This window comes from Agromyces sp. S2-1-8 (assembly GCF_021129215.1).
Lineage (GTDB): Bacteria > Actinomycetota > Actinomycetes > Actinomycetales > Microbacteriaceae > Agromyces > Agromyces chromiiresistens.
In genome coordinates this window covers 1,614,333-1,630,994 of record NZ_JAJOLP010000001.1, presented here as the reverse complement: position 1 = coordinate 1,630,994, position 16,662 = coordinate 1,614,333, and the positions used below count along the sequence as shown (strand labels likewise).

The window sequence follows — 16,662 nt, the reverse complement described above, 5'->3', positions numbered from 1 at the left end:
ATTACTTACCAGCCTTTCCGGCCTTGCGACGCACGACCTCGCCGGCGTAGCGGATGCCCTTGCCCTTGTACGGCTCGGGCTTCTTGATCTTGCGGATGTTGGCGGCGGTCTCGCCGACGGCCTGCTTCGAGATACCCGCGACCGTGAGCTTGTTGTTGCCCTCGACGGTCAGGGTGATCCCGGCGGGCGCCTCGACGGTCACCGGGTGCGAGAAGCCGAGCGCGAACTCGACGGCGCTGCCCTTCTGCGCGACGCGGTAACCGGTGCCGACGATCTCGAGGCCCTTGGCGTAGCCCTGGGTCACGCCGATGATGTCGTTGGCGATGAGCGTGCGGGTCAGGCCGTGCAGCGAGCGCGACGCGCGCTCGTCGTCGGGACGGGTCACGACGACCTGGTTGTCCTCGACCTTGGCCACGATGGGAGCGGCGACGGTGAGCGCGAGCTCACCCTTCGGGCCCTTGACGGTCACATCCTGGCCGTCGATCGTCACGGTGACGCCGGCGGGGATGTCGATGGGAAGTCGTCCAATACGCGACATAGCTGATTACCACACGTAGGCGAGGACTTCCCCACCTACGCCCTTCTTCTCGGCCTGGCGGTCGGTGAGCAGACCGCTGGAAGTGGACAGGATCGCGACGCCGAGGCCGCCGAGCACCTTGGGCAGCTCGGTCGACTTCGCGTAGACGCGGAGGCCGGGCTTCGAGACGCGCTTGATACCGGCGATCGAGCGCTCGCGGTTCGGGCCGAACTTGAGCTTCAGCGTGAGGGTCTTGCCCACGCGAGCGTCGGCGACCTCGAAGTCGGCGATGTAGCCCTCGGTCTTGAGGATCTCGGCGATGTGGCCCTTGAGCTTCGAGTGGGGCATCGACACGGAGTCGTGGTGTGCGGAGTTCGCGTTCCGCAGACGGGTCAGCATGTCAGCGACCGGGTCGGTCATCGTCATGACGATTCGTTCCTAACGTTCACCAGGTTTCAGGACCCGTTACACGGGGACTGACCTGTGGTGGTGGCCTCAGCGGTTGCGTGAGGCCGGATGTCTCGGGCCGGCCGGCCCCCGATGCGTCGGGAGCCGGCGGCTCGAGCACAAACTCGTAGAGTCTACTACACGCAGGCTTTACGCGTTCTCGACCTGCTTGAACGGGAAGCCGAGCGCCTTGAGCAGCGCACGACCCTCGTCGTCGTTCGAGGCGGTGGTCACCACGGTGATGTCCATGCCGCGGACGCGGTCGATCTTGTCCTGGTCGATCTCGTGGAACACGCTCTGCTCCGTGAGACCGAAGGTGTAGTTGCCGTGGCCGTCGAACTGCTGGTCGCTGAGGCCGCGGAAGTCGCGGATGCGGGGCAGTGCGAGCGAGAGCAGGCGGTCGAGGAACTCCCACATGCGGTCGCCGCGGAGCGTCACGTGCGCACCGATCGGCTGCCCCTCGCGCAGCTTGAACTGTGCGATGGACTTGCGGGCCTTCGTCACCTGCGGCTTCTGGCCGGTGATCTTCGTGAGGTCGGCGATCGCGCCGTCGATGACCTTGCCATCGCGGGCGGCTTCGCCGACACCCATGTTCACGACGATCTTCACGAGGCCGGGCACCTGGTGCGGGTTCGCGTAGTCGAACTGCTCGGTGAGGGCCTTGGCGATGTCGCCGCGGTACTTGGTCTTCAGTCGCGGCTGGATTTTGCCAGCCTGCGTTGCCGTGTCGGTCATTACAGGTCCTTACCTGACTTCTTGGCGTAGCGGACGCGGACGGTCTTCGTGACGCCGTCCTTCGTCACCTGCTCGGTGCGGAAGCCGACGCGGGTCGGCTTCTTCGACTCGGGGTCGACGATCGCGACGTTCGAGACGTGGATCGGCGCCTCCTGGGTCTCGATGCCACCGGTCTTCGTGCCGCGCTGGGTCTGGCCGACGCGCACGTGCTTCGTGACGTAGTTGACGCCCTCGACGATGACGCGGTTCTCGGCGACGAGCACCTCGAGGACCTTGCCCTGCTTGCCGCGGTCGCCGCCGCGAGCCTGGCTGCGGCCCGAGATGACCTGGACGAGGTCGCCCTTCTTGATGTTGGCCATGACTTAGATAACCTCCGGTGCCAGCGAGATGATCTTCATGAACTTCTTGTCGCGAAGCTCGCGACCGACCGGGCCGAAGATACGGGTGCCGCGGGGGTCACCGTCGTTCTTCAGGATGACCGCGGCGTTCTCGTCGAACTTGATGTAGGAGCCGTCGGGACGACGGGTCTCCTTGACGGTGCGGACGATGACGGCCTTGACCACATCGCCCTTCTTGACGTTGCCGCCGGGGATCGCGTCCTTGACGGTCGCGACGATGACGTCACCGAGGCCGGCGTAGCGACGCTTCGAGCCGCCGAGCACGCGAATGGTGAGCAGCTCCTTGGCGCCGGTGTTGTCGGCGACCTTGACTCGTGATTCCTGCTGAAGCACTTCGAACTCCTTCTCTGAGCAAGCCGGCGAGGCTTACTTGGCCTTCTCGACGATCTCGACGAGACGCCAGCGCTTCGTGGCGGAAAGGGGACGGGTCTCGCTGATCACGACGAGGTCGCCGATGCCGGCGGTGTTCTGCTCGTCGTGCGCCTTGACCTTCGACGTCCGGCGCATGACCTTGCCGTAGAGGGGGTGCTTCACGCGGTCCTCGACCTCGACGACGATGGTCTTGTCCATCTTGTCGCTGACGACGTAGCCGCGGCGCACCTTGCGGTACGGACGGTGCTCTGCGGTCTCAACGAGCTCAGCCTCGGCGACCTCGGCCGCAGCCTTCTTGGTCTCAGCCATGTCAGGCCTCCTTCGTCTCAGCGGCCTCGGCCGGGGCTTCTGCCTCGGCCTTGGCCTTCTTCGTCTTCTTCTCGGTCTTGGCGGGGGCCGCCTCGACCGGCGCGGGAGTGGCACGGATGCCGAGCTCGCGCTCACGGATGACCGTGTAGATGCGGGCGATGTCGCGCTTGACGGCCTTCAGTCGGCCGTGGCTCTCGAGCTGGCCGGTGGCCGACTGGAAGCGCAGGTTGAACAGCTCCTCCTTGGCCTTCTTCAGCTCGTCGACGAGTCGCTCGTCTTCAAAGGTGTCGAGCTCTGCGGGGCTGAGCTCCTTGGTGCCGACGGCCATTATGCGTCGCCCTCCTCGCGCTTGATGATGCGTGCCTTGAGGGGCAGCTTGTGGATGGCACGGGTCATCGCCTCGCGAGCGAGTTCCTCGGAGACGCCCGAGACCTCGAAGAGGACGCGACCCGGCTTGACGTTGGCGACCCACCACTCGGGCGAACCCTTACCGGAACCCATGCGGGTCTCGGCCGGCTTCTTGGTGAGCGGACGGTCGGGGTAGATGTTGATCCACACCTTGCCGCCGCGCTTGATGTGACGGGTCATCGCGATACGAGCGGACTCGATCTGACGGTTGGTCACGTAAGCGGGCGTGAGCGCCTGGATGCCGTACTCGCCGAACGACACCTTGGTGCCGCCGGTGGCCTGGCCCGAGCGGCCGGGGTGGTGCTGCTTGCGGTACTTGACTCGACGGGGAATCAACATGGTTATGCCTCAACTCCTGCGGTCGCCGGCTCGGCCTTGGGGGCGCGGTCGCGGCGGGGACGGTCGTTGCGGTCGCGGGACGGCTTCTGGGCCGCCTGCTCGCGCGCGAGTTCCTTGTTGGTGATGTCGCCCTTGTAGATCCAGACCTTCACGCCGATGCGGCCGAAGGTGGTCTTGGCCTCGTAGAAGCCGTAGTCGATGTTCGCGCGGAGCGTGTGCAGGGGCACGCGGCCCTCGCGGTAGAACTCCGAGCGGCTCATCTCGGCGCCGCCGAGACGGCCCGACACCTGGATGCGGACACCCTTGGCGCCGGCGCGCTGCGCGCCCTGCAGGCCCTTGCGCATCGCGCGGCGGAACGCCACACGAGCCGAGAGCTGCTCGGCGATGCCCTGCGCGACGAGCTGGGCGTCGGCCTCGGGGTTCTTCACCTCGAGGATGTTGAGCTGGATCTGCTTGCCGGTGAGCTTCTCGAGGTCGGCGCGGATGCGCTCGGCCTCGGCGCCGCGGCGGCCGATCACGATGCCGGGACGCGCCGTGTGGATGTCCACGCGGACGCGGTCGCGGGTGCGCTCGATCTCGATGCGCGAGACACCGGCGCGGTCGAGCGACGTCTGGAGCAGGCGACGGATCTTGACATCCTCGGCGAGGTAGTCGGAGTAGCGCTGACCGGGCTTCGTCGAATCGGAGAACCACCGCGACACGTGGTCGGTGGTGATGCCGAGACGGAAGCCGTACGGGTTGACCTTCTGACCCATTACTTCGTACCCTCCTCGGGCGTGCCGAGCACGATGGTGATGTGGCTCGTGCGCTTGTTGATGCGGAAGGCACGGCCCTGCGCGCGCGGCTGGAATCGCTTGAGGGTGGTGCCCTCATCGACGAACGCCGTCTTCACGTAGAGGTCCTGCTCGTCCAGGTAGGTGTTCGTGGCATCGGCCTTGACGCGAGCGTTCGCGATGGCCGAGGCGACGAGCTTGTACACGGGCTCGCTCGCACCCTGCGGGGCGAACTTCAGGATGGCCAGGGCCTCCTGAGCCTGCTTGCCGCGGATCAGGTTGACGACGCGGCGGGCCTTCATGGGGGTCACGCGGATGTGTCGCACGCGTGCGATCGACTCCACCATTTCTTTCCTCCTTCACACCACCGCGTCAGCGGCGGCGGCCCTTCTTGTCGTCCTTCACGTGTCCACGGAAGGTGCGGGTGGGGGCGAACTCGCCGAGCTTGTGGCCCACCATGGTCTCGGTGACGAACACCGGGATGTGCTTGCGGCCGTCGTGCACGGCGATCGTGTGACCCAGCATGGCGGGGACGATCATCGAGCGACGCGACCACGTCTTGATGACGTTCTTCGAACCGGCTTCGTTCTGCACGGCGACCTTGCGAAGCAGGTGCTCGTCGACGAAGGGGCCCTTCTTGAGACTGCGCGGCATCTTCTTCTACTCCTACTTGCGCTTCTTGCCGACGGTGCGACGACGGACGATGAGCTTGTCGCTCTCCTTGTTGGGGCGACGGGTGCGACCCTCGGGCTGACCCCACGGGCTGACCGGGTGACGACCACCGGAGGTCTTGCCCTCACCACCACCGTGCGGGTGGTCGATCGGGTTCATCGCGACACCGCGGACGGTCGGGCGGACGCCCTTCCAGCGCTTGCGGCCGGCCTTGCCCCAGTTGATGTTCGACTGCTCGGCGTTGCCGACCTCGCCGACGGTCGCGCGGCAGCGCGCGTCGACGTTGCGGATCTCGCCCGACGGCAGGCGGAGCTGCGCGTAGGGGCCGTCCTTGGCGACGAGACGCACCGAGGCGCCGGCCGAGCGGGCCAGCTTCGCGCCGCCGCCGGGGCGGAGCTCGATGGCGTGCACGACGGTACCGGTCGGGATGTTCTTGAGCGGCAGGTTGTTGCCCGGCTTGATGTCGGCGTTCACGCCGGCCTCGATCGGGTCGCCCTGCTTGAGCTTGTTCGGCGCGAGGATGTAGCGCTTCGTGCCGTCGATGTAGTGGATCAGCGCGATGCGGGCGGTGCGGTTGGGGTCGTACTCGATGTGAGCGACCTTGGCGGGCACGCCGTCCTTGTCGTTGCGACGGAAGTCGATCACGCGGTACTGGCGCTTGTGGCCACCACCGATGTGACGGGTCGTGATGCGGCCCTGGTTGTTGCGACCACCGGTCTTCGACAGCGGGCGGAGCAGCGACTTCTCGGGCGTCGAGCGCGTGATCTCCGCGAAGTCGGCGACCGACGAACCGCGACGACCCGGGGTCGTGGGCTTGTACTTACGAATAGCCATAGTTCTTCCTCTGCTCCTTAGCCGACAGCCGTGAAGATGTCGATCGAGCCGGACTTGAGGGTGACGATCGCGCGCTTGGTGTCCTTGCGCTTGCCCATGCCGAACCGGGTGCGGCGGGTCTTGCCCTGGCGGTTCAGGGTGTTGATCGACGCCACCTGGACGTTGAAGATCTTCTCGATGGCGAGCTTGATCTCGGTCTTGTTCGAGCGGGGGTCCACGATGAACGTGTACTTGCCCTCGTCGATCAGGCCGTAGCTCTTCTCCGAGACGACCGGCGCGATGATGATGTCGCGCGGGTCCTTGTTCTGTGCGGCGCTCATGCGGAGACCTCTTCCTTCTTCGCCGACTTCGCGGCCACGAAGGCCTCGAGCGCGGCGGTGCTGAAGACGATGTCGTCCGAGACGACCACGTCGTAGGCGTTCAGCTGGTCGACCGGCAGCACGTGCACGGTCTCGATGTTGCGGACCGCGCGCTCGCTGAGCTCCTCGCCACGGGCGAGGACCACGAGGAAGCGGTTGGCCGGCGCGATCTTGCCGAGGAGCGCGACCGCGTCCTTCGTCTTCGCGACGTCACCGGCGACGAATCCCTCGACCGCGTGGATGCGCGAGCCGCGGGCACGGTCGCTGAGCACACCGAGGAGCGCAGCGGCGATCATCTTCTTGGGCGTGCGCTGCGAGTAGTCGCGCGGCTGCGGGCCGTGGACCGTGCCACCGCCCTTGTGCTCGGGAGCGCGGACCGAACCCTGGCGCGAACGGCCGGTGCCCTTCTGCTTGAAGGGCTTGCGGCCCGAACCCGAGACCTCGCCGCGGGTCTTGGTCTTGTGCGTGCCCTGGCGCGCAGCGGCGAGCTGGGCGACGACGACCTGGTGGATGAGCGGGACGTTCGTCTGAACGTCGAAGAGCTCGGCGGGCAGCTCGACCGTGCCGGACTTCTTGCCGGTCGCGTCGAGCACGTCGATGGTGTTGGCGGTAGCCATGGACTACGCCCCCTTCACTGCGTTGCGGACGAAAACGAGGCGGCCGCGAGCACCGGGAACCGCGCCCTTGACGAGCATGAGGCCCTTCTCGGCGTCGACGGCGTGCACGCGGAGGTTCAGCACGGTCACGCGCTCGCCACCCATGCGACCGGCCATGCGCATGCCCTTGAAGACACGGCTGGGGGTCGACGAAGCACCGATCGAGCCGGGCTTGCGGTGGTTGCGGTGGGAACCGTGCGAAGCGGAGACGCCCTTGAAGTTGTGGCGCTTCATGACACCGGCGAAGCCCTTGCCCTTCGACGTGCCGACGACGTCGACCAGCTGGCCGGCCTCGAAGGTCGCGTCGACGGTGAGCTCCTGGCCCGTCGCGTAGCTCGACGCGTCGGCGGTGCGGATCTCGGTCACGTGGCGACGGGGCGTGGTGCCGGCCGTCTTCTCGAAGTGGCCCTTGAGCGGCTGCGAGACCTTGCGCGGGTCGATGGCGCCGGCGGCGATCTGGACGGCCTCGTAGCCGTCCTTCTCAGCGGTGCGGATCTGCGTGACCACGTTGGGAGCGATCTCGATGACCGTCACCGGGACGAGCTTGTTGTTCTCGTCCCACACCTGGGTCATGCCGAGCTTGGTGCCGAGCAGACCCTTCACGTTCTTGGTAGCGGAAGACATCTGTTACCTCAGAGCTTGATCTCGATGTTGACGTCGGCCGGGAGGTCGAGACGCATGAGCGAGTCGACGGCCTTGGGCGTCGGGTCCACGATGTCGATGAGGCGCTTGTGGGTGCGCATCTCGAAGTGCTCGCGGCTGTCCTTGTACTTGTGGGGCGAACGGATGACGCACACCACGTTCTTCTCGGTCGGAAGCGGCACGGGGCCGACGACCGTGGCACCCGCGCGGGTCACCGTGTCGACGATCTTGCGCGCCGAGGTGTCGATGACCTCGTGGTCGTACGACTTCAGTCGAATGCGGATCTTCTGTCCCGCCATTGCTGACTCTCTCTCTGTCAAGGCGTCTTACCCCTTCCGAGGGCATCGGACGCCGCGTAGTCACTCCGTGTGAAGCACCACTGTTCTTCTGTCAAAGGCCGGTGATCGAGCCTGTCGAAACCACCCGCCCGGTCACCCGGGGCGGTGCTCTCGACACGCTCGACCTTCGAGCCCCAACCGGCGCGCACGCGCACGGGTCGCCCCGGGCGTGTGGTGGTCGGTTGTGTGTTCTGCTGCCTGCGGCCTAGCCTGACCCCGACTGCGCTCCGTGGGAACGGCGGGTGGCTATGCACTGCCTGACAGTGATTCGAACGCGCGCACAGGGGCCCGCGTTCGAAATGTTGAACTCAACGAGTTTGCCACATTCGGAGGGTGCGTGCAACCCGGGCGTGTCGCGCACGCTCGACTCCCAGCGAGCCCGCAGATTCGCCGGCGATCGCGCCGGTTCTCCGCCGATCGGGATGCTTCGCCGCCGGGCTCCGACATGATGGAGGGACACGCGCGAACCGAGGAGGAGCCCACATGTCGGAGACCAGGCCGCAGCCGAGTTCGAAGGAGGCGCCGGGCAGCGTCTCGGCGACCCGCGTCGGCACGCGCCGCTACGTCGGTCGCAATGCCCGCGGGGCGACGGTCGCGATCGGCGGCCTCGACGTCGAGGGCGTGCACTTCTCCCCCGGCGAGCTCTTGAAGCTCGCCCTCGCCGGCTGCGTCGGCCTCTCGGTCGACCGGCCGATGTCGCGCCGCCTCGGCGACGACGCCGAGCTCACGGTGTGGGCGCACGGGCAGTCGGAGGAGGCATCCAACAAGTACGAGCGCATCGGCGAGGAACTGCTGCTCGACCTGTCGGGCCTGGAGCCGGCCGAGCGCGACAAGCTCCTCGACATCATGGTGCGGTCGATCGAACGGGCGTGCACGGTGGGCCGCAGCGTCGAGGGAGCGATCGACGTGCACACGGTCATCGACGGCACCGAGATGCGCTGAGCCCGCGCGTCACTCCCGCTCGCAGGCGACCGCCCGCTCTGCCGCGATGCCCGGCGCGACGATGCCCGCACCGACGATGACGACGATCAGCCCGGCGAGCCCCGACAGCAGGAAGACGGGCCGGAGGCGCCGTCCTCGCCGCCCGTGCCGGAACGGATCCTCGATGAAGCGCTTCGAGAGACCCGCGACCGCGAACGACAGTGCGACGAGCAGCACCATCAGCCAGGGCGGGCTCGGCATTCCGGTCAGGTAGGGCACGAACATGAAGATCGGCCAGTGCCAGAGGTAGAGCGAGTACGAGACGTCGCCCATCCACTGCACTGGCCGGAGGCCGGCGAGCCCAGCCGGCGACCACGCCACCTCCGGCATGCCCGCCCAGATGACGGCGAGGGTGCCGGCGACGGGCACGAGCACGACGGCTCCGGGGAAGACCTCGGGTGCACGGAGGGTCAGGATCGGCACCGCGATGAGCACGAGTCCTGCCCATGAGACCGCGGCGCGGAGTCCCGCCCGACCCGTGAGGGGCGACCGGCTCGCGATCGCGAGGATGCCGCCGATGCCGAATTCCCACGTCCGCGCGAAGGTCGAGAAGTAGGCGAGGTTCGCATCCTGCGCGGTGAGCGCGATCGAGTGCGCGAACGACGCGATCGTGACCGCGCCGAGCAGGGTCAGCACCACGGTCACCGAGCCGGCCCTGTGCCGGGCGGCGAGCCACAGCGCCGCGATGAGCAGGAGCGGCCAGAACAGGTAGAACTGCTCCTCGACCGAGAGCGACCAGAAGTGCTGGACCGGGGTCGACTCGAGATCGGCGCGCCGCGGGATCTGCGAGTCGGCGGCGAGCTGCCAGTTCTCGTAGTAGAGCGCCGACGCGACGATCTCGCGGAACCACTGCCGCCACTCCCGTTGCGGGACGAGGAGCAGCGTCAGCGCCGACACGGCCAGGAGCGTGGCCATCGCCGCGGGGAGGATGCGTCGTGCACGGCGCAGGTAGAAGTCGCGCAGGGAGATGCGCCCGACGCGCTCGGCCTCGCGCATGAGGAGGCCGGTGATGAGGAAGCCGGAGACGACGAAGAAGACGTCGACGCCCATGTACCCGGCCGGCGCGACGGCCGGCCAGCCGTGATGGAGCACGACTGCGCCCACGGCCACGGCCCGGAGAGCCTGGATCTCGGGACGCACCGCGGATCGAGCGAGGAGGGTGGGGGAACCGCCCATCGTCACCCAGCGTACGACGAAGGGGGCCGTGCCTCCAGTCCGGAGAATCCGACGCCGTCCCGACCCTCGCCGCGTACGACGAAGGGGCCGGGCCTCCGGTGGAAGCCCGACCCCCTCAGGTCGCAGTCGCGAAGATTACTTGATGATCTTCGTGACGGTACCGGCGCCGACGGTGCGGCCACCCTCGCGGATGGCGAAGCCGAGGCCCTCCTCCATGGCGATCGGCTGGATGAGCTCGACCGTCATGTCGGTGGTGTCGCCGGGCATGACCATCTCGGTGCCCTCGGGCAGCGTGATGACGCCGGTGACGTCGGTGGTGCGGAAGTAGAACTGCGGACGGTAGTTCGCGTAGAACGGGTTGTGACGGCCGCCCTCGTCCTTCGAGAGGATGTAGGCAGTGCCCTCGAAGTTGGTGTGGGGGGTGACCGAACCCGGCGCCACGACGACCTGGCCGCGCTCGACGTCCTCGCGCTTGGTGCCGCGGAGCAGGAGACCGCAGTTCTCGCCGGCCCAGGCCTCGTCGAGCTGCTTGTGGAACATCTCGATACCCGTGACCGTGGTCTTCTGCGTCGGGCGGATGCCGACGATCTCGACCTCGGAGTTGATCTTCAGCGTGCCGCGCTCGGCGCGACCCGTGACGACCGTGCCACGGCCGGTGATGGTGAAGACGTCCTCGACGGGCATGAGGAACGGCTTGTCCTTGTCGCGCACCGGGTCGGGGATCGACTCGTCGACGGCCTCCATGAGGTCGAGGACCGACTGGACCCACTTCTCGTCGCCCTCGAGCGCCTTCAGGCCCGAGACGCGGACGACCGGAGCGTCGTCGCCGGGGAAGCCCTGCGACGAGAGCAGCTCGCGGACCTCGAGCTCGACGAGCTCCAGGATCTCCTCGTCGTCGACCATGTCGCTCTTGTTGAGGGCGACGAGCAGGTACGGCACGCCGACCTGCTTGGCGAGCAGGACGTGCTCGCGGGTCTGGGCCATCGGGCCGTCGGTCGCCGCGACCACGAGGATCGCGCCGTCCATCTGAGCCGCACCGGTGATCATGTTCTTGATGTAGTCGGCGTGACCCGGGGCGTCGACGTGCGCGTAGTGGCGCTTCGGCGTCTCGTACTCGACGTGCGAGATGTTGATCGTGATGCCGCGCTGACGCTCTTCGGGAGCCGAGTCGATCGACGCGAAGTCGCGCTGCACGTTGGTGGCCGACGGGTACTTGTCGGCGAGCACCTTCGAGATCGCGGCGGTGAGCGTCGTCTTGCCGTGGTCGACGTGACCGATCGTACCGATGTTGACGTGCGGCTTGGTCCGCTCGAACTTGGCCTTAGCCACTGTGGGTCCTCCTCAGGACTCGTGTAGGAACTCCGGGCGCTGGATTGCGACCGGCGTGCTACGGGGGTTGTGTTGTTATGTTACGCGAACCGGAAGGTTCGTGCGGGCGAAGGGCCGGAGCCCCCGCTAGGGAGACTCAGTCGCCCTTGTTCTTCTGGACGATCTCGTCGGCGACAGCCTTCGGGACCTCCGCGTAGCTCTCGAACTCCATCGAGTACACGGCGCGGCCCGAGGTCTTCGACCGCAGGTCGCCGATGTAACCGAACATCTCCGAGAGCGGGACGTGCGCACGCACGACCTTCACACCGGCGGCGTCCTCCATGGACTGGATCTGGCCGCGGCGCGAGTTCAGGTCGCCGATGACGTCGCCCATGTACTCCTCGGGAGTACGGACCTCGACGCTCATCAGCGGTTCGAGCAGAACGGGGTTCGCCTTCCGAGCGGCTTCCTTGAAGCCCATCGAGCCGGCGATCTTGAACGCCATCTCCGAGGAGTCGACGTCGTGGGCGGCACCGTCGATGAGGCGCGCCTTGACGCCCACCATCGGGAAGCCGGCGAGGATGCCGTACTGCATGGCGTCCTGGAAGCCCGCGTCGACCGAGGGGATGTACTCGCGGGGGATGCGACCGCCCGTGACCTCGTTCGAGAACTCGTAGATCTTGTCGCCCTCGACCTCGAGCGGCTCCAGCGCGAACTGGATCTTCGCGAACTGGCCCGAGCCACCCGTCTGCTTCTTGTGGGTGTAGTCGTGGCGCTCGACCGCGCGCTTGATGGTCTCGCGGTACGCGACCTGCGGCTTGCCGACGTTCGCCTCGACCTTGAACTCGCGCTTCATGCGGTCGACGAGGATGTCGAGGTGCAGCTCGCCCATGCCCTTGATGACGGTCTGGCCGGTCTCGGGGTTGAGCTCGGTGCGGAACGTCGGGTCCTCTTCGGCGAGCTTCTGGATCGCGGTGCCGAGCTTCTCCTGGTCGGCCTTGGTCTTCGGCTCGATGGCGACCTCGATGACGGGCTCGGGGAAGGTCATCGACTCGAGCACGACCTGGTTGTCGGGGTCGCACAGGGTGTCGCCCGTGGTCGTGTCCTTGAGGCCGATGACCGCGTAGATGTTGCCCGCGGTGACCGAGTCGACCGGGTTCTCCTTGTTGGCGTGCATCTGGAAGATCTTGCCGATGCGCTCCTTCTTGCCCTTGGTCGAGTTGACGACCTGGGCACCCGAGTCGAGGTGACCCGAGTAGACGCGCACGTAGGTGAGGCGGCCGAAGAACGGGTGCACCGCGACCTTGAACGCCAGCGCGGCGAACGGGTCGTTCGCGTCGGGGTGACGCTCGATGATCTCTTCCTCGTTGCGCGGGTTGCGGCCCTCGATGGCGGGCACGTCGAGCGGCGACGGCAGGAAGTCGATGACCGCGTCGAGCATCGGCTGCACGCCGCGGTTCTTGAACGCCGAGCCGCAGAGCACCGGGTAGATCTCGGAGTTGACGACCATCTTGCGGATGGCGCCCTTGATCTCGGCGACCGTGAGGTCCTCGCCGCCGAAGAACTTCTCGAGCAGCGCGTCGTCGGTCTCGGCGACGGTCTCGAGCAGGACCTGACGGTACTCGTCGGCCTTGTCCTTGAGGTCGGCGGGGATCTCCTGGACCTCGTACTTGGCACCCATGGTCACGTCGCCCTTGGCGTCGCCGGGCCACACGAGGGCGCGCATCTCGATCAGGTCGACGACACCGATGAAGTCGTTCTCGGCACCGATCGGGAGCTGGAGCACGAGCGGCTTGGCGCCCAGGCGGTTGACGATCGTGTCGACGGTGAAGTAGAAGTCGGCACCGAGCTTGTCCATCTTGTTGACGAAGCAGATGCGCGGCACGTTGTACTTGTCGGCCTGACGCCACACCGTCTCGGACTGGGGCTCGACGCCCTCCTTGCCGTCGAAGACGGCGACCGCGCCGTCGAGCACGCGGAGCGAGCGCTCGACCTCGACCGTGAAGTCGACGTGGCCGGGGGTGTCGATGATGTTGATCTGGTTCTTGTTCCAGAAGCAGGTCACGGCGGCAGACGTGATCGTGATGCCGCGCTCCTTCTCCTGCTCCATCCAGTCGGTCGTCGAGGCGCCGTCGTGGGTCTCGCCGAGCTTGTGGTTGACGCCCGTGTAGAACAGGATGCGCTCGGTGGTGGTGGTCTTGCCGGCATCGATGTGGGCCATGATGCCGATGTTGCGGACCTTGCTCAGGTCGGTGAGCACGTCTTGTGCCACGGGGGTTCCTCCGGGAGGTTCAGGAACGGAAGTGAGAGGGAGAGCGGATGCCACGGCGAGCGCCGAGGCATCCGCTCGGCCCGACTACCAGCGGTAGTGGGCGAACGCGCGGTTCGACTCGGCCATCTTGTGCGTGTCTTCGCGGCGCTTGACCGCGGCACCGAGGCCGTTCGAGGCGTCGAGGATCTCGTTGGTGAGACGCTCGGTCATGGTCTTCTCGCGGCGGGCCTTGGCGTAGCTGGTGAGCCAGCGGAGCGCCAGGGTGTTCGCGCGGTGGGGCTTGACCTCGACGGGGACCTGGTAGGTCGAACCGCCGACGCGGCGCGAGCGCACCTCGAGGGTCGGGCGCACGTTGTCGAGCGCCTTCTTGAGGGTGGCGACCGCGTCCTGGCCCGACTTGGCGGCGACGTTCTCGAGCGCCTCGTAGACGATGCGCTGCGCGAGGTCCTTCTTGCCGTCGATCAGGATCTTGTTGACGAGCTGGCTGACGACCGGCGAGCCGTACACCGGGTCGGCGACGACGGGGCGCTTCGGAGCGGGTCCCTTACGAGGCATTACTTCTTCTCCATCTTCGCGCCGTACTTGCTGCGGCCCTGCTTGCGGTTCTTCACGGCCTGCGTGTCGAGCGCGCCACGGACGATCTTGTAGCGCACACCGGGGAGGTCCTTCACACGACCGCCGCGGATGAGCACCATCGAGTGCTCCTGCAGGTTGTGGCCCTCACCGGGGATGTAGGCCGTGACCTCGGTGCCGTTCGAGAGCTTCACACGGGCGACCTTGCGGAGCGCCGAGTTCGGCTTCTTCGGGGTGGTCGTGTACACACGCGTGCACACGCCGCGCTGCTGGGGGTTGGCCTTCAGGGCGGGAGCCTTGGTCTTGGTGACCTTCGGCGAGCGACCCTTGCGGACCAACTGCTGAATGGTTGGCACTGCTTCTCCTTGTTGTGCTGCACGGTGACAGCTGATGATGGATTTCACATCAGACCCGCCGGCGCCGCAGAACTGCGGGACCTTGGATGGTGGGTATGCCGTGGGGGTGAGCCGCAGAAGTCCGCGGGCACCCGAATGCGCGCGCGTGAACGCGCACACCCGATCAATGGTAATGCCCCGTAACGTTGCGGTCAAACGGCGCCGGCTTCGCGGACGGGGAGAACGCGGAATGAGGCCCCTGCGACGCCGGCGACGGTCACCCGGCCCAGCCCGGCGCGTCGAGTTCGCGGTCGAGGTCGGCGAGCATGTCGGCGACCTGCGGCTCGACGAGACGTTCGACGGCGTTGCCGATGCGATAGCGGTGCTGGGCGAGTTCGACGCAGATGCGTCGACCGAGCTGCTTGGCGAACTCGTCGGCGAGCCGCACCTCCTCGCGCAGCGCCTCCTTCTCCTCCGGGGTGAAGGGGCGCGGTGCGGGTTCGTTCGCCTCGGCCGCCGCCGTCGCCTCGAGACCGCCGAGCGTGAACAGGAACGGCTGGTCGGGCACCGGCTCGGGGTCGAGCTCGAGTCCGAGGTACTCGGGGTCGAGCCCCTCCCCCGCCCGATACGGTCGCCTGGCCTTGCGCTCCTCCGCGAGGCGGATCTCGCGGTGCAGCATCGGCAGGTTGCGCGCCGTGTAGTCGTCGACGGCGTCGTCGATGATGCCCTTCATGCGCATCGAGAAGGCGTGCTGCACGGGGTGCGGCACGTCGACGTCGAGACCCGCCGCCGCGATGATCGGCGACCCGAAGCAGCGCTGGCAGAGCCGGACCCGGGCACGGTGCGTTCCCGGCCGCCACCGCGGCAGCCATTGCAGCCAGCGGTCGACCTCGTGGCTCACGCGCGCCTCGACCGAACCCTCCATCGGGTTCACGATACTGCGCGCGGCGCCGCGGCGGGCCGAGGCGGCGAACGACTGGCGCGCCGCGCAAGGCATCCCTATTGCTCGTCGTCGCGCTCCCAGGGCCAGCGCGGGTGCTCCATGCCGCCCTGCCGACCGCGCGCGACGAGCACCGCGAACGCGGCCGTGACGAACGCGCACGCCGGCACGATGAGGCCGAACCAGCCGAGCCCGAACACGAGACCGAACCGCACGCTCTCGGCAGGGGGGTCCGACGAGCCGAGCAGCCGGCCGATCGTCGCGACCGCGACGAACGCGAGCCACGAGGCGAGCGTGGCCACGAGCACGGTCACGACCGCGCGCTCGGGATGCCGCAGCAGAGCGCCCAGGCTCACGAACACCGCCACGACGGATGCCGCGACCGCCGCGGGGGCGACGAAGATGCCGACCGCCGGATCGCCGACCACTTCGAGGTCGAAGAGGAGGCTCACGAAGCCGAAGCCGCAGACGACGAGCGCGAGGTCGAGCGCCGCCGCGAAGCTCGCGACCACCCACGCGTTGCGCGTCCGGAGCTCGTCGTCGGCCATCTCTCGAGGCTACGCCCGATCGCCGGCCGCGTCGCCGGGACGGCCGGTGCGGCCTCGCGTCAGTCGACGACGCGGAGCGAACGGACGATCGAGTCGAGCGACGCCGCCGCGTGCGCGACGAGCTCCTCGGGTGCGGGGCTCACCATGACGCGAACGGTCGCGCGATCGCCCTGCAGGAGGTAGGCCAGGCCGGCAGCCGGACGCAGGCCGGGCTGGGGCGCGAACCGGCAGCGCACCGCGATGCCCGTGCCGAGGCCGGCGACCTCGATCGGGTCGACGGCGGGGCGCCCCTCGAGCTCGGCATCGCCGAGCAGCGCGCGCACGAGCGAGCCCGCGATCTGCTGCGGCTCGGTGACGCCGATGCTCACGACGAGCGCCGCCGCACCGGGGCCGGGCAGGTACAGCAGTCCGACGGCCGCGCCCGGCAGGATGCGCGACGGCGCTCCCGCGGCGAGTGCGCGCACGGCGTCGAGCCGTTCGGCCGTCGTATCGGGATGGCGACCGAGGAAGCCCGCGACCACGTCATCGGCCCACACCGCGGCCTCGTCGCCGTCGGTCGCCGCCTCGGCCGGAACGCGCAGCCATGCGGTGTTCGGCGCATCGAGTTCGAGTCTCATGCCAACCAGCATCCCATGCAGGCCCGGTGGCCGGGGACGACGCGGGCTCCGCCGGTGCATGGCGGGCCTCGCCGTGCATGGGGAGTTCTCCCCATGCCCGGCCCGGGCGCGAA

At 67.8% G+C, this 16,662-nt stretch carries 25 protein-coding genes; 1 reads left to right on the top strand and 24 read right to left on the bottom strand.

The genetic code is table 11. The features are described from left to right. Position 1: 1 nt before the first annotated feature. The 16 genes from rplF to rpsJ form a co-directional block, all read right to left on the bottom strand. Positions 2 to 538, bottom strand: a complete 537-nt coding sequence (gene rplF, locus LR269_RS07390; protein WP_231430106.1) for a 50S ribosomal protein L6 — start codon at positions 536 to 538, stop codon at positions 2 to 4. Positions 539 to 544: 6 nt separating this feature from the next. Further along, positions 545 to 943 (bottom strand): 30S ribosomal protein S8, encoded by a 399-nt coding sequence (gene rpsH / locus LR269_RS07385; RefSeq protein WP_231430105.1) that lies wholly within the window; start codon positions 941 to 943, stop codon positions 545 to 547. Positions 944 to 1,114: 171 nt separating this feature from the next. Continuing rightward, on the bottom strand, positions 1,115 to 1,699 hold the full coding sequence (gene rplE, locus LR269_RS07380; protein ID WP_231430104.1) for a 50S ribosomal protein L5: 585 nt from the start codon (positions 1,697 to 1,699) through the stop codon (positions 1,115 to 1,117). Further along, positions 1,699 to 2,058 carry a 50S ribosomal protein L24 gene (gene rplX, locus LR269_RS07375; protein ID WP_231430103.1) on the bottom strand — a complete coding sequence of 120 codons (360 nt, stop codon included), beginning with the start codon at positions 2,056 to 2,058 and terminating at the stop codon, positions 1,699 to 1,701. The genes rplE and rplX overlap by 1 nt, the downstream gene beginning before the upstream one ends. A gap of 3 nt (positions 2,059 to 2,061) precedes the next feature. Beyond that, the gene (gene rplN / locus LR269_RS07370; protein ID WP_156999952.1) at positions 2,062 to 2,430 is read right to left on the bottom strand and encodes a 50S ribosomal protein L14; all 369 of its coding nucleotides are present in this window, start codon (positions 2,428 to 2,430) and stop codon (positions 2,062 to 2,064) included. A 33-nt stretch (positions 2,431 to 2,463) separates the two neighbouring features. Next, positions 2,464 to 2,778: a 30S ribosomal protein S17 gene (rpsQ, locus tag LR269_RS07365; protein ID WP_231430102.1), complete on the bottom strand. Its 315-nt coding sequence runs from the start codon at positions 2,776 to 2,778 to the stop codon at positions 2,464 to 2,466. 1 nt (position 2,779) lies between these two features. Then, a complete protein-coding gene (rpmC, locus tag LR269_RS07360; RefSeq protein WP_231430101.1) occupies positions 2,780 to 3,106 on the bottom strand; it encodes a 50S ribosomal protein L29 in 327 nt (108 codons plus the stop codon). Then, entirely contained in the window at positions 3,106 to 3,525 is a 420-nt protein-coding gene (rplP, locus tag LR269_RS07355) for a 50S ribosomal protein L16 (RefSeq protein ID WP_022889731.1), read from the bottom strand. The genes rpmC and rplP overlap by 1 nt, the downstream gene beginning before the upstream one ends. A 2-nt stretch (positions 3,526 to 3,527) precedes the next feature. Further along, positions 3,528 to 4,280, bottom strand: coding sequence for a 30S ribosomal protein S3 (gene rpsC, locus LR269_RS07350; RefSeq protein ID WP_231430100.1), 753 nt, complete (start codon positions 4,278 to 4,280; stop codon positions 3,528 to 3,530). Further along, positions 4,280 to 4,645 (bottom strand): 50S ribosomal protein L22, encoded by a 366-nt coding sequence (gene rplV / locus LR269_RS07345; RefSeq protein WP_092668524.1) that lies wholly within the window; start codon positions 4,643 to 4,645, stop codon positions 4,280 to 4,282. Before rplV ends, rpsC begins: the two co-directional genes overlap by 1 nt. A 25-nt stretch (positions 4,646 to 4,670) precedes the next feature. After that, positions 4,671 to 4,952, bottom strand: coding sequence for a 30S ribosomal protein S19 (gene rpsS, locus LR269_RS07340; RefSeq protein ID WP_231430099.1), 282 nt, complete (start codon positions 4,950 to 4,952; stop codon positions 4,671 to 4,673). A gap of 12 nt (positions 4,953 to 4,964) precedes the next feature. Beyond that, positions 4,965 to 5,804 (bottom strand): 50S ribosomal protein L2, encoded by an 840-nt coding sequence (gene rplB, locus LR269_RS07335; protein WP_231430098.1) that lies wholly within the window; start codon positions 5,802 to 5,804, stop codon positions 4,965 to 4,967. Positions 5,805 to 5,821: 17 nt separating this feature from the next. Next, positions 5,822 to 6,124, bottom strand: a complete 303-nt coding sequence (gene rplW, locus LR269_RS07330) for a 50S ribosomal protein L23 (RefSeq protein ID WP_231430097.1) — start codon at positions 6,122 to 6,124, stop codon at positions 5,822 to 5,824. After that, complete coding sequence (gene rplD, locus LR269_RS07325; protein WP_231430096.1) at positions 6,121 to 6,780, bottom strand: 50S ribosomal protein L4; 660 nt, start codon at positions 6,778 to 6,780, stop codon at positions 6,121 to 6,123. The genes rplW and rplD overlap by 4 nt, the downstream gene beginning before the upstream one ends. Positions 6,781 to 6,783: 3 nt before the next feature. Next, positions 6,784 to 7,443: a 50S ribosomal protein L3 gene (gene rplC / locus LR269_RS07320; protein ID WP_231430095.1), complete on the bottom strand. Its 660-nt coding sequence runs from the start codon at positions 7,441 to 7,443 to the stop codon at positions 6,784 to 6,786. Positions 7,444 to 7,451: 8 nt separating this feature from the next. Continuing rightward, complete coding sequence (gene rpsJ, locus LR269_RS07315; RefSeq protein WP_017201594.1) at positions 7,452 to 7,760, bottom strand: 30S ribosomal protein S10; 309 nt, start codon at positions 7,758 to 7,760, stop codon at positions 7,452 to 7,454. A 522-nt stretch (positions 7,761 to 8,282) separates the two neighbouring features. Here rpsJ and LR269_RS07310 point away from each other — a divergent pair. Next, entirely contained in the window at positions 8,283 to 8,741 is a 459-nt protein-coding gene (locus LR269_RS07310) for an OsmC family protein (RefSeq protein WP_231430094.1), read from the top strand. A gap of 9 nt (positions 8,742 to 8,750) precedes the next feature. Here the strand turns inward: LR269_RS07310 and LR269_RS07305 are convergent, their stop codons facing one another. From LR269_RS07305 to LR269_RS07270, 8 genes are all read right to left on the bottom strand, one after another. Then, entirely contained in the window at positions 8,751 to 9,956 is a 1,206-nt protein-coding gene (locus tag LR269_RS07305; protein WP_231430093.1) for an acyltransferase, read from the bottom strand. A gap of 135 nt (positions 9,957 to 10,091) precedes the next feature. Then, on the bottom strand, positions 10,092 to 11,285 hold the full coding sequence (gene tuf, locus LR269_RS07300) for an elongation factor Tu (RefSeq protein WP_231430092.1): 1,194 nt from the start codon (positions 11,283 to 11,285) through the stop codon (positions 10,092 to 10,094). A gap of 136 nt (positions 11,286 to 11,421) precedes the next feature. Next, entirely contained in the window at positions 11,422 to 13,536 is a 2,115-nt protein-coding gene (gene fusA, locus LR269_RS07295; RefSeq protein WP_275505458.1) for an elongation factor G, read from the bottom strand. Between the two features lie 84 nt (positions 13,537 to 13,620). Next, positions 13,621 to 14,091, bottom strand: coding sequence for a 30S ribosomal protein S7 (gene rpsG, locus LR269_RS07290; RefSeq protein WP_136708465.1), 471 nt, complete (start codon positions 14,089 to 14,091; stop codon positions 13,621 to 13,623). Further along, positions 14,091 to 14,465, bottom strand: a complete 375-nt coding sequence (rpsL, locus tag LR269_RS07285; RefSeq protein ID WP_022893888.1) for a 30S ribosomal protein S12 — start codon at positions 14,463 to 14,465, stop codon at positions 14,091 to 14,093. The genes rpsG and rpsL overlap by 1 nt, the downstream gene beginning before the upstream one ends. 256 nt (positions 14,466 to 14,721) lie before the next feature. Then, positions 14,722 to 15,369 carry a spermidine/putrescine ABC transporter substrate-binding protein gene (locus LR269_RS07280; RefSeq protein ID WP_231430091.1) on the bottom strand — a complete coding sequence of 216 codons (648 nt, stop codon included), beginning with the start codon at positions 15,367 to 15,369 and terminating at the stop codon, positions 14,722 to 14,724. Between the two features lie 74 nt (positions 15,370 to 15,443). Further along, a complete protein-coding gene (locus LR269_RS07275; protein WP_231430090.1) occupies positions 15,444 to 15,932 on the bottom strand; it encodes a DUF6121 family protein in 489 nt (162 codons plus the stop codon). A gap of 59 nt (positions 15,933 to 15,991) precedes the next feature. Next, positions 15,992 to 16,549, bottom strand: a complete 558-nt coding sequence (locus LR269_RS07270) for a hypothetical protein (protein ID WP_231430089.1) — start codon at positions 16,547 to 16,549, stop codon at positions 15,992 to 15,994. Positions 16,550 to 16,662 lie beyond the last annotated feature (113 nt).

What these genes read in the sequence shown, in the direction of transcription:
- rplB (WP_231430098.1), bottom strand. Translation starts at nt 5,804, where the DNA reads ATGGCTATTCGTAAGTACAAGCCCACGACCCCGGGTCGTCGCGGTTCG.
- rplV (WP_092668524.1), bottom strand. Translation starts at nt 4,645, where the DNA reads ATGGTGGAGTCGATCGCACGCGTGCGACACATCCGCGTGACCCCCATG.
- rplD (WP_231430096.1), bottom strand. Translation starts at nt 6,780, where the DNA reads ATGGCTACCGCCAACACCATCGACGTGCTCGACGCGACCGGCAAGAAG.
- rpsQ (WP_231430102.1), bottom strand. Translation starts at nt 2,778, where the DNA reads ATGGCTGAGACCAAGAAGGCTGCGGCCGAGGTCGCCGAGGCTGAGCTC.
- LR269_RS07305 (WP_231430093.1), bottom strand. Translation starts at nt 9,956, where the DNA reads ATGGGCGGTTCCCCCACCCTCCTCGCTCGATCCGCGGTGCGTCCCGAG.
- rpmC (WP_231430101.1), bottom strand. Translation starts at nt 3,106, where the DNA reads ATGGCCGTCGGCACCAAGGAGCTCAGCCCCGCAGAGCTCGACACCTTT.
- rplW (WP_231430097.1), bottom strand. Translation starts at nt 6,124, where the DNA reads ATGAGCGCCGCACAGAACAAGGACCCGCGCGACATCATCATCGCGCCG.
- LR269_RS07280 (WP_231430091.1), bottom strand. Translation starts at nt 15,369, where the DNA reads ATGGAGGGTTCGGTCGAGGCGCGCGTGAGCCACGAGGTCGACCGCTGG.
- rpsJ (WP_017201594.1), bottom strand. Translation starts at nt 7,760, where the DNA reads ATGGCGGGACAGAAGATCCGCATTCGACTGAAGTCGTACGACCACGAG.
- rpsG (WP_136708465.1), bottom strand. Translation starts at nt 14,091, where the DNA reads ATGCCTCGTAAGGGACCCGCTCCGAAGCGCCCCGTCGTCGCCGACCCG.
- rplX (WP_231430103.1), bottom strand. Translation starts at nt 2,058, where the DNA reads ATGGCCAACATCAAGAAGGGCGACCTCGTCCAGGTCATCTCGGGCCGC.
- LR269_RS07310 (WP_231430094.1), top strand. Translation starts at nt 8,283, where the DNA reads ATGTCGGAGACCAGGCCGCAGCCGAGTTCGAAGGAGGCGCCGGGCAGC.
- LR269_RS07270 (WP_231430089.1), bottom strand. Translation starts at nt 16,549, where the DNA reads ATGAGACTCGAACTCGATGCGCCGAACACCGCATGGCTGCGCGTTCCG.
- rpsC (WP_231430100.1), bottom strand. Translation starts at nt 4,280, where the DNA reads ATGGGTCAGAAGGTCAACCCGTACGGCTTCCGTCTCGGCATCACCACC.
- rpsS (WP_231430099.1), bottom strand. Translation starts at nt 4,952, where the DNA reads ATGCCGCGCAGTCTCAAGAAGGGCCCCTTCGTCGACGAGCACCTGCTT.
- rplC (WP_231430095.1), bottom strand. Translation starts at nt 7,443, where the DNA reads ATGTCTTCCGCTACCAAGAACGTGAAGGGTCTGCTCGGCACCAAGCTC.
- rplP (WP_022889731.1), bottom strand. Translation starts at nt 3,525, where the DNA reads ATGTTGATTCCCCGTCGAGTCAAGTACCGCAAGCAGCACCACCCCGGC.
- rplF (WP_231430106.1), bottom strand. Translation starts at nt 538, where the DNA reads ATGTCGCGTATTGGACGACTTCCCATCGACATCCCCGCCGGCGTCACC.
- LR269_RS07275 (WP_231430090.1), bottom strand. Translation starts at nt 15,932, where the DNA reads ATGGCCGACGACGAGCTCCGGACGCGCAACGCGTGGGTGGTCGCGAGC.
- rplE (WP_231430104.1), bottom strand. Translation starts at nt 1,699, where the DNA reads ATGACCGACACGGCAACGCAGGCTGGCAAAATCCAGCCGCGACTGAAG.
- rpsH (WP_231430105.1), bottom strand. Translation starts at nt 943, where the DNA reads ATGACGATGACCGACCCGGTCGCTGACATGCTGACCCGTCTGCGGAAC.